Source organism: Candidatus Omnitrophota bacterium (genome assembly GCA_028716565.1).
In the GTDB taxonomy this organism is placed as follows: Bacteria; Omnitrophota; Gorgyraeia; order Pluralincolimonadales; family Pluralincolimonadaceae; genus Pluralincolimonas.
Genome location: JAQUPL010000004.1, coordinates 94,576 through 110,522, shown reverse-complemented (window position 1 = coordinate 110,522; position 15,947 = coordinate 94,576). Strand labels below are relative to the sequence as shown.

Sequence of the window (15,947 nt, the reverse complement as noted above, 5' to 3'; positions counted from 1 at the left end):
AGCATAAATGCCGCAGTATGAATTAAACCTGCGCGACTATTGGGTTATTTTACGAAAAAGAAAGACGATAGTTTTTCTTACTTTTGGCATCGTCTTGGCCTTAACCGCCGCTTATACGCTTCTCGAAGAACCGGCATATAAAGCCTCCGCGACCGTCAGCATAGCCGAAAAGAAAACCTTCGGAAAGTTATTAACGGAGGTATTTGTCGTTTCCCCGGGAGACCCGCTTCTTTCCCAGTCGAGGATCATAAAAAGCAAGCCGGTCGCAGAAGCGGTCGTCAGGGAATTAAATTTGGCCGGCACCCACCCAACCGAAGAAGAGTTCCAGAAGATGGTCTCGTCCGTGGAAGCATCCATCTCGACGGAGATCGTGACTAATACCAACCTCATCCGCATCGACGTGGTCAATAGAGACCCGCGGAAGGCCGCCGCGATCGCTAACGTCATCACCAAGGCGTTTGTCGTCGAAAATCTAAAGGAAAAGAATAAGCAGGCCCGCTCTGTGCGCGAGTTTGTCGAGAAAAGGATGGAAGAGATCAAGGAGAAGTTAAGGGCGTCCGAAGTCGCTCTTATGGAATTCAGGAGGAAAGAAGCGGCGGCGGGCATCGCGGTCCCGCTTCAAAATAAACTGGTAGAGCTTGAAAGCAAAAGGGCCGAGCTGCTTTTGACGTATACCGAACTTCACCCCGACGTAGTAAAAATAAAAGAACAAATCCAGGGAATAAAGGAGCGGCTCGAGAAGATGTCGGAAACGGAACTCGAATTTGCGCGGCTGACCCGGGAATTCCAGATGAACGAAAAGGCATATCGGGAATTAGAAGATAGGTTCCATGAAGCGCAGTTCGCCGAGGCGGAGGAGGTTTCCGATGTCAATATAGTCGATCCCGCGAGCGTCCCGGTGCGTCCCATGAAGCCGGACCGCGTATTGAATTTGCTGATGGGGGTGATCGTGGGCCTGACTTTGAGTTTTGTTTCGGCTTTTGTCACGGAACACTTAGATACCTCATTAGGGACGATAGAGGATATTGAAAGCGTAATCAAGCTGCCCGTTTTGGGAGTGATCCCCCACTTACCGATCAGAGGCGAAGAAAAGAAGAGCTTCAGGGAGAAAGTTTCTATAATAAAGGACGTCAAGGAAGACGATAAATTATCGCAGCTGAAGCAACAACTGATCATAAATTATCCGAACAAATCTCCGATCATCGAGGCATACCGGATTTTGTATACGAGCATACAAATAGAAGTCTTTGGCGGAGAGCTTAACGGGAAGAATTTATTATTAACGAGCACGGGACCCGGCGAAGGCAAATCGATAACGATCGCAAATTTAGGGCTTACAATGGCGCAGATGGGTAAAAGAGTCCTCCTGATCGACGCCGATCTAAGACGTTCCATAATCCATAAGATCTTCGGGTTCAAAGACAAAAAACCCGGGCTTGCCGATATCCTATTGGGCACTGCGACGGAAAGTTCAATAAGGGGTTTAACAGATTTTCTTATCGGGCTCGGCTGGGATGAGGCGTTGAAGATCCCCGGCATAGACAACCTGAATGTTTTAACTTCCGGTTCAACTGTTCAAAACCCGGCGGAACTTCTCGGTTCGCAAAATATGGTTAACTTTCTCAAGAAGATGAGGGAGAAATACGACGTCGTATTATTGGATTCCCCGCCGGTTTTGGCGGTTACCGACCCGTCTGTGCTTGCGCCGAATGTAAATGCGGTGATTTTACTTTATGAGGCTGGGAAGATATCCAGGAGCGCGCTCCATCGCGCAAAAATACAATTGGAATCCGTAAAGGCGCCTGTCAAAGGAGTGGTCTTAAATAATATCTCACCTGAAGTAGAGATGTATTCGAGTTATTATTATCACTATAAGCCTCATGAAGAGAAGCCCGGCCGGGGCGTGAAAGAGACATGATACTCTTTGGTTATACCGGTTTTCATCCTCAGGCGGCCTCATTTTCCGCATAAAATATCCTTGAGGAATAAAGGGGGGTATTTTTGATTGGGTGAATTTCTCATTCCATCCATAGCGTTGATTTGTCTATTCGCCGGCATTCTCGTCCTGGTAAATACCGATGCCGCGGTAATATTGCTTCTCTTTTCCATGCTCCTTTCTCCCGAATTAGAGGTAGCGCAGGTCCCCCGCCAGGCCGTAGTCATCAGGATCGACGATATACTACTCTGCGTGGTCTTCTTGACCTGGCTGGCAAAAATGGCCATGAATAAGCAATTAGGCCTGTTGAAAAATACCCCCCTGAACCTGCCGATAGCGGTTTATGTGACAATTTCTATTCTTTCGACGGCGTGGGGCATCGCCGGCGGCTGGATCATCCCGGTCAAAAGCCTCTTTTATTTATTGAAATATTTTGAGTATTTTTTGTTATATTACATGATCTCCAATATTATTAAAAGCAGGGAACAGCTAAAGGCGTTTACCTTTGTGTTTTTATTGACCGCGTTTATAATCTGTATCTACGCCTGGACCCAGTTCGGAACGGAAGCGAGGGTTTCAGCGCCGTTTGAGGGGGAGTCCGAGCCGAATACCCTTTCCGGATACCTGTTGATAATAATGGCCCTGTGCTGGGGGCTGGTCTTATGCTTGAAACGGTTTAGCTCGCGCCTGTTACTTTTCGGCTTGTTCCTTTTTACTCTTCTGCCTTTTTTCCACACGCTTTCAAGAGGCGCCTGGATAGGATTACCGCCGATGGCGATCGCGCTTACCGTGCTGCACAAACAGAAGAGCCCTATTCTCGTGGTCCTTTTGACCGCCGTTATTTTAGCGCTGCCGATAGTTTTACCCGATTTCGTAAAACATAGAATAGAGGAGACCTTTGTACCGGATTCTATAACCAAGGAATATGAAGTGGCCGGAAAAAAATTACCGGTAACTTTAGAGGGGTCGGCTATGTTGAGGATAGTAAGTTGGGAATGGATCATAACCGACAGGCTTCCCAAGAAGCCTTTCTTCGGGTGGGGCGTAACGGGCGTTGGGTTTATCGACAGCAACTATTTTCTTATGTTGGGCGAGATCGGTTTGCTTGGCATAGCGGTTTTCTTCTGGATCCTATCGACTATCTTCCGCCAGGCATACTGGAATTTTCAAAATATGAAGGATGGTTTTTACAGGGGCTTAAGTTTGGGCTTGCTCGTTTGTTTGATGGGGCTTATGGTCCAGGCGTTGACGGCAAATAGTTTTATCATAGTGCGCATAATGGAGCCCTTCTGGTTTTTGACGGCTATGGTCATGGTGTTACCCCGTCTGTCCGAGGAAAAAGCAAGCTGAAGATAAATGGCGGCTAAAACAAAACAGAGTCTATCGCAAAAGATAATCAGGAATACCGTTTTTAATGCCGCCGGTGATTTTTGGGGGATTTTAATTGCTTTATTTTTGACCCCCTACATTATCCACCATATCGGTATCGAGAGATTCGGGATACTGGCGATCGTAGGGGCGATAACCGGTTATTTTAGTTTGTTTGATTTTGGGATCGGCAGCTCCTTTGTAAAATACATCGCTGAGTTTTATGCGAAAAAAGATTATGAAAAAATAAATCAGGTCGTTAACACAGGCTTTGTTTTTTATTCCATATTTGCGATATTCATTATTATTTCAACCTTTTTTATTATTAACCCGCTGCTTGCCCTTTTTAAGATCCCCACCCATCTGTACAATGAGGCGTTATTTGTCTTTTTACTCGGGATCGTCCTCTTTGGTGTTACCAACGCTTTAAGCCCCTTTCTGGCGATCCAAGGCGGCTTGCAGAGGATGGATATTACAAATAAAGTGGCGATATCACTCTCGATACCGAGCGCTGCCGGGACAATTTTTTTCCTGGAAAAAGGGTATGGCCTGCCGGGATTAATGGTCAATATGGCCATTTTTTTTGTTATAAGCAGCGTGATCGGCATAGCCATCGCTTTCAAGATATTGCCCGAGTTAAGATTCAATCCTTTGTTGTTTAGCAGGGCGATATTCAGGAAGCTGTTTGGATTTGGATATAAGATGCAGGTATCGGCGATTGCCGGCATGCTTCATTTTCAGATAGACAAGTTTATATTGGTGTATTTCTTGAATTTAGGATTTGTTACTTACTATTCTGTCGCCGCGCAATTGGCCTCTAAGATAAGAGAATTACCCCTGCTGTTGGTTTCAGCGGTTTTCCCCGCCGCTTCAGAACTGGATGCAAGGGACGATAAGGAAACGCTGCATAAATTATACTTCCGCTCGATGAAATACGTTATTCTAATCGGACTTCCGATGTCGGTAGCAGCGATCCTATTGGCCAACCCCTTTATAGCATTATGGTTAGGTAAAGGATATGAAATGACCGCTTTAACGCTGCAAATCCTTATAGTAGGTTATTTTTTTAACATGATAACGGGGCCCGGTTTTTTTATTTTAAATGGTTTAGGAAAGCCTCAATATGGGATGAGGAGCTCGATCCTTTCTACTTTTCTCAAGTTAACCTTGAGCATTTTATTAGTGGTTAAAATAGGTTACTTTGGCGTAGTTATCGGGACGGCAGTCTCCATGATTATCGCAGCTATTTATTTTATTTTTGCGGCTCACAAGGTCATGAATATACCCCTCTGGAAGTTCAGCGGAAAAATATTGCCTAAACCTCTTATGGCGTGTATCGCGGCCCTTTTAGCCGTTTATATCCTGATTAAACAGACGGGACAGACGGGATGGCTTGGTTTCATCGGGGCGGGATCCTTATATTTTGTGATTTTTAGCGTGGTCATATGGCTAGTGAATTACTTGGACGATTTCGATAAGAGACTGGTAAGTAAACATGGCCCAATCCATACCGCAGTTCGATAAAGAAGCGCAGCGGTTAGTTTATTAAGCCGGTTCGCTCCAATAGATCAGCTTTTTTATTATTTTAATTATGGTAGGAACGATCTTCGAGGGGTCCCTGAGGCACTCTTTTATCAACTGTAATGCTAATTTTTTATAAAAGATCCTTAATTTTAACCTGTCTAAAAATTTATAGTCTATATTCTTGATCGTTGGCCTGTACACTCCGGTTCTTTCTATGGCAAAGGGATCGGTCAAATCCGGGAGTATAAGATCTTTTTCCCTGCATAGATCATAGATCTCCGTCCCCTTTATGGGCACAAAATAAAAGGGGCTGATGTAGTCCGGTTTTATCTTCATTATCATTTTGGCGGTCGCCGATTGTTCTTCTTTGGTCTCGGTGGGAAGCCCGAGCATAAAAGTCGCAAATATTTTTATGCCGTGTTTTTTGCAGATACTTGCGGCCTTATAATTTTGTTCAACGGTAGTCCCTTTTTTAAGGAGATCTAGGATTCTTTGGCTGCCGCTTTCGAAGCCTATCACGAAACAATCAACGCCGATTTCGCTTAAGCGTTTTACTATGTTTTCATTTCTGCAAATAATGTCAGCCCTGTTGCAGGCAGTAATAGCTACCCCGAACTTTTCTTTTTCGTAAAGATCGCAGAATTCAAGGGTCCATTCCGGATTTACGGTGAAGGTGTCATCCCAAAAAGTTATGCTTTTGAAGTCAAATTCATTTTTTAGCGACCTTATTTCTGCTATGACATTTTGAGGACTTATCATTCGGTGGGGCCTGCCATAAGTCAGATTTTCCGCCGGTTGGCAGTAGGCGCATTGATACGGGCACCCGCGGCCGGCGATCATTGTAACATGGGGAAGCGCTTGGTCCGGCGTAAAGTGGCAGTTCATCTCTCTGGAATAATCGAATAAATTCCGGTCAGCCCAGGGCAATTCATCCAGGTCCGGGACTTCTCCTTTGTTGAATTTCGGCAAATCCGCATTATTTTCTAATCCCTGGACTATTTTTGTGAAGGTAATTTCGCCTTCCCCCGTAACGATATAATCTATTTTTTGGTTATTTTTGTAACTTTCGGGAAAGATCGTCGGATTTAAGCCGCCGGCAATTATTTTGGCTGAGGGTTTCAAGCCTTTTATGATCTCTACGGCTCTCATCGCTACCTTATAATCAAGATTTGAGATAGAGATACCGATTATGTCCGCATTTAAATTTTCAACGGTTCTTTTGAAATCTTCCCAGGAATTCAATGTTCTCATATCGATAAGTTTGACATCATAGCCTTTGCTTTTGATATAGGCGCCGATGGACGCTAGACCATGATGTATCCAATTGATCTCACCGCTGGCGCTTTTTCCGGCCTGACCGAATCCGAAAATGCCTATTCCGGGGTAAATGAGCGTGATCCGGGATTTTATTTTATTGTTCATAATATTATTTGAATAACTAGCGATTAAATCAGCCACATTAAATTTCCGACATTAACAAGAACATAGCCTATTTTATCATATTATATCGGCATCAACAAGCTTAGGAAAAGAAAGATTGACGCTGGAACGCAGGAAGAAGTATAATCTGAGAAGTAAAAATATTAACGAAAACAATGCCCCATCCGGCACTAAAGAGCAAACCTGCATTAAGCCCATGATACTTATGCAAAAAGACCTGGTTTCTATAGTTATCGTCAACTGGAACGGCAAAAAATATATAATTCAATGCCTCGAAGCCGTATTTAAGCAGACCTATAGGGACTTCGAAGTTATAGTGGTAGATAACGGCTCAACGGATGGTTCCGACCGGTTGATCGAAAGTTATTCACCCCGGATCCGGCTGATCCGCAATTCTGCAAACGCCGGATTCAGCAAAGCCAACAACCAGGGGATCAAATGCTCAAAAGGAGAATTCATATTATTATTGAATACGGATGCAATTATGGAACCGGATTTTTTGCGGGAAGTAGTAAAAGCCGCTAAGTCAGACGAAAGAATAGGCCTGGTAACGGGTAAGATATTAAAGCAGGCGCCTGAAAGCGGCAAAAAGGTGATAGATTCGACAGGCCATACGGGTAGCAGGTATAGGCGTTTTTCCGACAGGGGAGGGGACGAAGAGGATAAAGGGCAATATGATACTTGCGGATATGTATTCGGCGTCTGCGCCGCCTGCGGACTATATAAAATGCTGATGCTGGAGGATATTTCAATAGACGGGGAATATCTTGATGAATCATTTTTTTTATATTATGAAGATGTGGATTTAGGATGGCGAGCTCAGCTTCGGGGCTGGAAAGCTTATTATACGCCCCGAGCAGTCAGCTACCATGTTCGCGGCGGAAGCAGCCTCCAAGAGCACTTGGGACGCTGTTTTGATTATCGGAATTGGCACCTGATGGTTTTTAAGAACGATTCTTTATTTAATATAGTTAAAGATTTTCGCCAGGTTTGTACTTATGATTACTACAGGTCTAAAACCGCATTTGCTGAAGGATATCTGCTTAAGAGCTGGCTTGGCATAATAAGGCTGCTTCCGTCGGTTATAAAAAAGCGGCGGATCATCCAAAGGAAAAAGACGGCAACCGATGAGTACATGCGCCGGTGGTTTAAAACATAACGACAGGGCAAATATGGCTAAAATAAATGTCTTATATTTTACGCCGACCCTTGATGTGGGCGGGGCAGAATGGACATTGTATATGCTGGCCAAGGGGTTAAATAAAGAGAGATTCAACCCCATTGTAGCTTACTTTTTTCAGAGCGGCGCGTTGGAGGATCTGCTGAAGAAAGAGGGGATAGAAGTCTTATGCGTAGGCCCGAATAGGATTAAAATTTCGAGATGGGACAGGCTCAAGGCGATCATAAAGATCTCCATGCTCCTTAAAAAAAACAAGATCAAGATCGTCCACACCTTCCAATTTGACGTGGATATATTGGGGGCTATGGCGGCGAAATTGGCGGGAGTCCCGGTCGTTATGTCGCATATATCCGGGGAAAGCTATCTCACGTGGTTCCAAAAATATAAATGGCGATACATGATTATTTCCAAGTTTTTTGTCGATAAATATATCGTGTGCTCCAAATTTCTAACGGAGCAATTTATTTCAAGTTGCAATGTTAACAGGGCAAAGGTGTCAACGATCCAGAACTGCGTAGACGAAGAGAGATTCCATCCCCGGTACGGCAAGGATGGAAATGACTTGCGCAAGGAATTGGGTTTAGGTAGCGATGAGATTGTCATGGGTTGTATAGCGAATTTTGGCCCGGACAAAGGACATCGATATCTGATCGACGCCATCCCTAAAATCGTATCCTTATTTCCTAATATAAAAATTATATTGATAGGCAGGTTCTTGCCGTTAAAAGAGGAACTTATCGAACAAGCAAAGGCGCTCGGCGTCTTAACCAAAGTCATCTTCCTGGATGTTCGTTTAAACATAGAGGAGATATTGGGTTTAATGGATATATTCATCTTACCGTCTTTATCGGAAGGTTTGCCGGTTGCAATTTTAGAGGCGATGTATATGGCTAAACCCGTTGTAGCGACCGGGATCGACGGTATCCCGGAGGCCGTTATTGAAGGCGAGACGGGAATTTTGGTGCCGCCAAGGAATAGCGCCGAGCTTGCCAAAGCGATAGTCTCTCTTTTGTCCGACAGGAATAAAGCCCTGGAGATGGGCAGGAGGGGCAGGGAAAGATGCCTTGAAGAATTCAGTTCAAGCGTCTTGGTAAGGAAGGTTGAAGGCTTATATGAGTCGTCCCTTAGTAAAAAAGATGTTAATTAATGTTTTCCATAGTCTGCGCGTATAATAATGAAAAGATCCTCAGCGATTATCTGCTCAGGGGCCTGAAAGAGCAAACCTCGAGCTTTGAGCTGATAAAAGTGGATAATACCTCCGGTACGATCAAATCGGCTGCCGAAGGGCTTAACCGCGGCGGCAGAAACGCGAACGGGGATTATATAATCTTTATGCACCAGGACGTCTGCCTTATGTCCGGGGAATGGCTGGAGAAGGCGGAGTCTTTCTTGAAGGAAATCCCGGATCTGGGAGTTGCCGGCATTGCCGGTATGAGAAAAGCGAATACCGCAGCCGCTTTTAAGGTGGGCACAATCCCCGTTGAAAATCGGGTTTGTTTTGTATACCAGGGGCCTGAAAAGAAGCCAAAAGTGTACGGAGATGCTTTTGGCGGGCCCGCAGAGGCGCAGACCTTGGATGAACAACTACTGATAGTTCCAAGAAGTGTTTTTGCCGGCATTAAATTTGACGAAAAGACCTGCGGCGGCTGGCATCTATACGGCGTGGACTATTCTTTATCGGTAAAAAAGGCGGGCCTGAAGGCCTATGTCCTGCCTTTGCCGGTGTGGCACCTGTCCAGCGGATCCCTCGATAACGAATACTATACGACTCTTAATAAGATCCTGAAGAAACACCGGAGAGAAAAAGTAATATGTACAACTTGCGGATTATGGTATACATCCAATTTCTTAAACTGCTTGAATCTGATCTTGATGGCGGTAAAAGGCGGGATCGGCCGCTGGATCGGTATGAATGATTACGGGGCAGGCCCCTTTATAAGGACCATGAAATTGCTGCTAGGAAACAAAAAGTGATTAATCTATGAAGATATTACTTTGCGCTTCCAGTAATCCCCGCTTTATCGAATTGGGAGGATACGTGGAGAGGGCGCTAAATGCATTAGGGCATCGATGCGAGAAGTTCGATTTTCGTCGATTTATTGTGCCTGGTGTCATAAGATATCGAACCCCCTTTCTTAATAAATGGGATTTAAACAGGTTAAATCGTAGTTTGATCAGAAAGGCGTCTGAATATAGGCCTGATATTTTATTTGTAATTCAGGGGCATACACTTTTTCCGGAAACGATATCAACGATTAAACGAAGATTTGGGCCGACGACGATAAACTGGTTCCAGGATTTTCCGAAGGATTTCGAAGTTTCTTTGACATTAGCGCCTGCCTTTGACCATTTCTTTATGACCGACTCGTATGCTGTCCAATATCATTTAAACATTGGAAATAAGAACGTGAAATGCCTTCCTTTTGCCTGCGACCCTCAGATCCATCGCCCTTTTAATTTAACAAAAGAGGAGCAAAAAACTTACGCGGCGGATATCGTATTTGTGGGCAGTATGTACGGATACAGGATCAAACAGCTTGAAAATTTAGTTGATTTTAACCTGGCGATCTGGGGACCGGGTTGGAAGAATTTGCAAGACAGGTCTTCATTAAAGAGATTTGTCAGAGGAGATGCTGTTATTCCTTCGGAATGGGTTAAAATTTTTAATGCGTCAAAGATCACATTTAATCATATCGGACAATATAATATGCCTCCCTATCTTACGGGGAATAATATAGTTAATATGCGCTTTTTTGAAGCGCTTGGTTGTAAGGCATTTCAAATAGTCGATTATAAAAAAGATATCTCCTCTTTTTTATTCTCCGATGGAGAGGATTTAGCCTGCTATAAAGATAATGATGAACTCAAGGAATTGGTTAAGTATTATTTAGCCCGCCCTGAGGAACGCAAAAGGATCTCTGAAAATGGTCATCGAAAAGTATTAGAAAGACATACCTATATCCATAGGATGAAAGAGGTCTTTTCTTGTTTGGAGCAGAAAATATGACATCAGGATATGCAGATTGCATAGGTTGCGGAAACAAAAATTTTGATTTTATATGTAATTTCTTGGACGGAAGCCGCAACTTTAAAGATAATCTGCAGCTTATAAAGTGTAAAAGTTGCGGACTCGTGTTTATCAACCCCTTGCCAAGCCGGGAGAAGCTGGGATCTTACGTCCAAAACCAGCTTTTTAGCGAAATAGACGACGGATCATATTCACCCCAGGTGAAGAAAATTTTATCCATTAAAGATAAGGGAAATATTTTGGACATAGGCTGCGGCAGGGGCTTTTTCCTTAACAGGATGAAACAGTCCGGATGGTCCGCTTTCGGAGTTGAGTTAAATAATGAAATGGCGGCACACGCAAAAGAAAAGTTTGGGCTTGATATCTTTTGTGGCACGCTTCAGGAGACAAAGCTCCCCGACGGGTCCTTCGATGCCGTGAATTTGCGCCATGTTCTGGAACACCTGTTATTGCCGTATCAGACCTTGATCCATATTCATAGAGTATTGAAGCAGGACGGGATCATTGTCATCACCGTTCCTAATTTCGAAGGCTTCCAAAGGAAGATATTCGGCAGATATTATTTGGCGGTAGCCGGCATATTCCATATCTCCCAATTTACCCCGCGCTCGCTGAGGTCTTTATTAGAAAGGGCGGGTTACAGGATAATTTCAATCGACACATTTCAAGAAGGGGCCTCTGTCTGGCTTTACGGGGAAAGCCTTAGGTATTTATTGAGAGATTTGAGGCTCTACCCTTTTTCTGATACCCAAAAACAGCGCCATATCGCAAAGGAAAAGACCCTTAATGGGGTTTCAGCGCGGCCTTTGATCCTTGAATTGCCGATGTACTTGATGCGTTCCATCGAGCGGATATTGTTTAAGGCCGTTGGGGGAGCCGGGGCAAGCCTTGGCATGGGCGATGTGATAGTTTGTTGCGCAAGAAAGATACCATAATGAAGATATTGTTATGCGCCTCTTCCAATAAACGGTTTATAGAGAATGGCGGATATATTGAACTCGCTCTTAAGAAGTTGGGCCATTGCGTGCAGGTCTTTGACTTCAGGGACTACCTTTTGCCTTTTGAGATCAGGAAGAGGCTCCCGGCTTTACACGACTGGGACATGCATAGGATCAATAAGCTTCTCCATGAACAAGCCAAGTCCTTCAAGCCTGATATGCTATTCGTTGTCCAGGGGCAGACCATACTGCCGCAGACGATCATTGAAATTAAGAAAAATTTAGGTTTGATCGCAGTTAATTGGTTTGTAGATTATCCTAAAGAACTAGATTACGGCTTAAAAGTTGCTAAGGCGTATGATTATTTTTTTGTAAACGGGACAGACGCTCTGGAAAAATATCTGGAAAACGGAATTACGCATGTTAAATGGCTTCCGCTCGCTTGCGAGCCTGATATCCATAAACCCCTGGTATTGGATGAAAAGGATAAGGCCAGGTTTAATGATGATATAGTATTTATCGGCTCTTTATATCCGGAGAGGATAATCCTCTTCGGGAACCTGGCAGATCTTCAGTTTGGTATCTGGACCTGGGATAAACGCCGCCAGGAAGCCGGGGTATCGTCCGGCCTAAGAAGATGCATGAGAGGCGGCCCCTTGCTTCCCGGCGATTGGGTAAAATTATATAATAGCGCGAAGATCGCCTTAAATTCTATCGGCCATTTCGGCGAATACGGAGAAAAAATCGGCAGCGATAAAATTCAGATGACAAACGCCCGGACATTCGAGATCCTCGCCTGCGGGACGTTCCAATTAGTGGACAGGAAAAAAGACATTTTAACCTTATTTTCCGATGGGGAGGACCTGGTTTGTTTTAAGGACGGCGATGAATTAAGGGACCTGGCCAAGTATTATTTAACCCACCCCGAGGAACGCAGGAAAATCTCGGAGAGCGGCCATAAAAAAGTGCTGGAAAAACATACTTATACCCACAGGATGAAAGAAATTTTCTCGTATTTGAAAACATGAATAAGATAACAGTAGTCCAGGCGGTGGAAAATTTGCGCATCGGCGGCATCGAAAAGATGGTTTCGACCGTTGCGCAGGGCTTAAATAAAGATAAATATGATGTCAAGGTCTATTGCCTCGCTGAAGGCGGGGCGATTGCGGATGAGCTGATCAGGAACGGCTGCGACGTCAGGGTCTTGAATTTAAGGACCTATCATAACCCGGTAAATATTTTAAAACTTGCCGGTTTAATGCGGAAAGACAGGGTGGATATCCTCCATACCCACGGCTATTTCGCGAGCACATTTGCCCGTTTGGCAGCCGTTATCGCCCGGGTGCCGATAATCTTCACGAAGATCTCGAGCACTTATTACGACCTTAAATTTAAGCATCGGTTGACGGAACGGGTACTTTCCTTATTTTCGGACAAGATAATCTGCGTCTCCGATGCGGTAAGGGAGTTTGTAGTACGGACGGAAAGGATAGATCCCGGGAAGATAACCGTGATCCGTAACGGCGGAAGGATAAAACCTCCTTCTCATCCGGAAGTTACGCTAAGGTCCGGATGGGGCATAAAAGAAGGCGACAAAGTCATAGGTACGGTAGCGAGGCTCGAGCCGGTCAAGGGGGTAGAGCATTTGATCAGGGCAGCCGCCACAGTAGTTAATGCGGTTGATGATGTAAAATTTTTGATCGTCGGGGACGGCGTGCAGAGGCGGGAATTGGAAAGTTTAGCGGATACGCTTCAAATTAAGGATAAAGTGGTATTTACGGGCTTTTTAATGGATCCGCAAGACGCCTTATCGATTATGGATATCTTCGTTTTGGCATCGGCGGAAAGGGAAGGTTTTTCAAGCGCTTTAACGGAGGCGATGGGATTCGGATTGCCTGTAATCGCAACCAAAATAGGCGGAAATGTCGAAGCGGTTTCTGACGGGATAAACGGGGTTTTAATCCCTCCGAAAGACCCCGGTGCCATGGCAAAAGCGATCATTGCCCTGTTGAAGGACCCGCCTAGGGCGAAAAAAATGGCGGAGGAGAGCGAGAAGTTATATCGCGAGAAATTCAGCGCCGGGATCATGATTAATAAAATAGAAGAACTCTACGATCTTTATGTCGCCAAAAAACTTAAGGTCAAAACTGAATATAAGATCATATTTTTCCCGGAAGGGAATACGGCTAATCCCGCGAGCAGGTATAACTGTTATTATTTAGCGGAGGCGTTAACCAGGGAAGGCATAAGGACCTGCATTTCTCACTCTGTTTTCCCCTACGGCAAACCCCTTAATTACGCCAGAGAAAAATATTTACTTATTAAAAACCTGCTTAAAAAGTCCCTTGTGATATTAACCAGCAATAAGGGCGACATAATATTCATCCAGCGCGGCATCCCTTGGAGAGGTTTTTTCGATAGGGCGGTATTCCGACTCTATCTTTTTGCGAAAAGAACCCTGAAGAGAAGAATAATATTTCATTTTGACGACGCGATCTATTTAAACCCTCCTGAATACCCGGCGAGAACTATAATAGAGATTAGCGATATGGTTATCGCCGGCAGCCATCATTTAAGGGATTATGCTTTGAAGTTAAATAAAAACGTATTTTTGATCCCCACCTCGATCGATACCGATAAATGGAAGCCGGGTCAGGATTCGGGAAAGGATAAGAACGGCTTTCGTATCGGCTGGTGCGGAACGGGTTCAAATTTGAAATATCTGAGTTTATTGCGGAAACCTCTTTCGATACTAGGCAAGAAATTCGATATCGAGCTAAAGATAATCGGTCCGGAAAGCGAAGCGGGGAATCTTCCGGGATTCGAAAACGTCAAGATTACATATCAACCGTGGGACCTGGATGATGAGATGAGGGCCATCTCTAAATTTGATATCGGCATTATGCCCCTTTACGACGGGGAGGCCGAAAGGGGTAAATGCGGCTTGAAACTTCTTCTGTATATGAGCCTTGGGATACCGGCGATAGGCAGCGCGGTCGGCGAAAATAGGCATATCATCAGGGACGGAGAGAACGGATTTTTGGCGTCGGATGAGAAAGAATGGGTCGAAAAATTGGAGGCGTTGATCACGGATGATAATTTAAGAGAAAGATTTTCTTTTGAGGGGAGGAGGACGGTCATTGAAAGATATTCTTTAAAGGGAAACGCGGGAAAATTAGCGCAGATCATAAAGGATTTAAGCACAAAATGAAGGTATCGTCCGGAATTTAGATGATCACCGCCACTTTATCCTTTTGAAATACTCCTGGATGTCGCCTCTCCACCCCCTTTTGGTCAGAAAACCCTTCAGGTCTTCCCTCATTTCCATAAGCTCTTCCAGATTGTAGGAATCGGTTTCAGTGACCAAACCCCCTTCTCCCTGGCCGGCTATGTTATAAAATTCACTATAGACCTTAACGATGCGCCTGATCCCGTATTTCTTTTTATGTTCCCAGGTATCGCTGCCCGGGAGGGGGATAAAAGTAAAAAGGGTATATTCATCGGGATCAGCCGTTTCCATAAATCTCTTTGTTTCTTGGATGGTATCCTTATTTTCCCCGGGTATACCCACTATAAGGTAAACTTTCGTTATTAATCCGGCTCTTTTGGCACCTTTTATAGCTTTAATGTTCTGTTTCACCGTGCATTTTTTGTTTATCCTGTCCAAAAGGTCCTGGCTGCCGGATTCCGCCCCAAATGCGATAGTCGTGCATCCCGCTTCTTTTAATCTCACGAAATCTTCGTAATTATTCCGGTCTGCCCTCCCGTTGCACCGGAATTTTATCCGTAATTTTTTAAACTCATCCAATAGAGGATAAAGCCGCGTCCTATTTAACGTGAAAATATCGTCATAAATGATAAAATTCCTGATACCGTATTGTTTTATGATAAGTTTTATCTCGTCTACGACCGATCGATTGGAGCGGTATCTCATCTTTTTAAAGGTCATGGGACTATTGCAGAAAGCGCATTTGTAAGGGCATCCCCTAGAAGTTATTATGGAAGTCGCTAACTTGCCCCCAACGATCCTATGGTAATTTTTTATATCAATTAGATCCCTGGCCGGGAAAGATAATTCATCCAGGTCCTGCGGTATGTTAAAGTCATAAACGGCCTTTTGTTTTCCTTCCATAATATCCTTCAGGCATTCCTTTATACTCAGGTCCGCCTCTCCTTTTATGACGATATCAAAATCTCTTAATGACTGTTCAGGCAGGGCCGTGGGGTGGGCTCCGCCGGCTACGACCCTCGATTTAGGATTTAGTTTTTTACAGATCTTCTTTATTTGTTTTGAAATGGGGTAATTGCAGGTATAAATTTCTATGCCGTATACATCCGCCTTACCGATCAATTTTTCCCATTGCGCATAGGGCCGTGAAGCCAGATCAGCGACCCTTACCTCGATGCCCATATCCCTTATCGAGGCGGCAACGTACAACAGCCCTAAAGGCGGATCTATCTTGTCATCCAAACTGTTGATTTGAGGCGGGCTTATTAAACAGACTTTAATCGTTCTTTTCATAAAGTAACTCC

12 protein-coding genes are annotated in these 15,947 nt (G+C 44.4%); 10 read left to right on the top strand and 2 right to left on the bottom strand.

All coding sequences use genetic code 11. From position 1 onward, the window contains the following. The first annotated feature begins 7 nt into the window (after positions 1-7). The 3 genes from PHO67_05735 (at position 8) to PHO67_05725 (ending at position 4,828) form a co-directional block, all read left to right on the top strand. Positions 8-1,918, top strand: a complete 1,911-nt coding sequence (locus PHO67_05735) for a polysaccharide biosynthesis tyrosine autokinase (protein MDD5546637.1) — start codon at positions 8-10, stop codon at positions 1,916-1,918. Positions 1,919-2,005: 87 nt separating this feature from the next. After that, positions 2,006-3,286, top strand: a complete 1,281-nt coding sequence (locus tag PHO67_05730) for an O-antigen ligase family protein (GenBank protein MDD5546636.1) — start codon at positions 2,006-2,008, stop codon at positions 3,284-3,286. Positions 3,287-3,292: 6 nt separating this feature from the next. Beyond that, positions 3,293-4,828, top strand: a complete 1,536-nt coding sequence (locus PHO67_05725) for a flippase (protein MDD5546635.1) — start codon at positions 3,293-3,295, stop codon at positions 4,826-4,828. Between the two features lie 21 nt (positions 4,829-4,849). Here the strand turns inward: PHO67_05725 and PHO67_05720 are convergent, their stop codons facing one another. Then, positions 4,850-6,250: a radical SAM protein gene (locus PHO67_05720; protein ID MDD5546634.1), complete on the bottom strand. Its 1,401-nt coding sequence runs from the start codon at positions 6,248-6,250 to the stop codon at positions 4,850-4,852. Positions 6,251-6,473: 223 nt separating this feature from the next. On the opposite strand from PHO67_05720, the gene PHO67_05715 reads away from it, so the two are divergent. Genes PHO67_05715 through PHO67_05685 form a run of 7 tightly spaced genes read left to right on the top strand, consistent with a single transcriptional unit; the run spans position 6,474 to position 14,625 of the window. Then, entirely contained in the window at positions 6,474-7,427 is a 954-nt protein-coding gene (locus PHO67_05715; GenBank protein MDD5546633.1) for a glycosyltransferase family 2 protein, read from the top strand. 13 nt (positions 7,428-7,440) lie between these two features. Beyond that, a complete protein-coding gene (locus tag PHO67_05710; GenBank protein ID MDD5546632.1) occupies positions 7,441-8,595 on the top strand; it encodes a glycosyltransferase in 1,155 nt (384 codons plus the stop codon). After that, on the top strand, positions 8,595-9,422 hold the full coding sequence (locus PHO67_05705) for a glycosyltransferase (GenBank protein ID MDD5546631.1): 828 nt from the start codon (positions 8,595-8,597) through the stop codon (positions 9,420-9,422). Before PHO67_05710 ends, PHO67_05705 begins: the two co-directional genes overlap by 1 nt. A gap of 7 nt (positions 9,423-9,429) precedes the next feature. Then, a complete protein-coding gene (locus PHO67_05700; GenBank protein ID MDD5546630.1) occupies positions 9,430-10,455 on the top strand; it encodes a glycosyltransferase in 1,026 nt (341 codons plus the stop codon). After that, positions 10,452-11,411, top strand: a complete 960-nt coding sequence (locus tag PHO67_05695; GenBank protein ID MDD5546629.1) for a class I SAM-dependent methyltransferase — start codon at positions 10,452-10,454, stop codon at positions 11,409-11,411. Before PHO67_05700 ends, PHO67_05695 begins: the two co-directional genes overlap by 4 nt. Then, positions 11,411-12,442, top strand: a complete 1,032-nt coding sequence (locus PHO67_05690; protein MDD5546628.1) for a glycosyltransferase — start codon at positions 11,411-11,413, stop codon at positions 12,440-12,442. The genes PHO67_05695 and PHO67_05690 overlap by 1 nt, the downstream gene beginning before the upstream one ends. Beyond that, positions 12,439-14,625 carry a glycosyltransferase gene (locus tag PHO67_05685; GenBank protein ID MDD5546627.1) on the top strand — a complete coding sequence of 729 codons (2,187 nt, stop codon included), beginning with the start codon at positions 12,439-12,441 and terminating at the stop codon, positions 14,623-14,625. Before PHO67_05690 ends, PHO67_05685 begins: the two co-directional genes overlap by 4 nt. A 24-nt stretch (positions 14,626-14,649) precedes the next feature. Here the strand turns inward: PHO67_05685 and PHO67_05680 are convergent, their stop codons facing one another. After that, positions 14,650-15,936: a radical SAM protein gene (locus PHO67_05680; GenBank protein MDD5546626.1), complete on the bottom strand. Its 1,287-nt coding sequence runs from the start codon at positions 15,934-15,936 to the stop codon at positions 14,650-14,652. Positions 15,937-15,947: the final 11 nt, after the last annotated feature.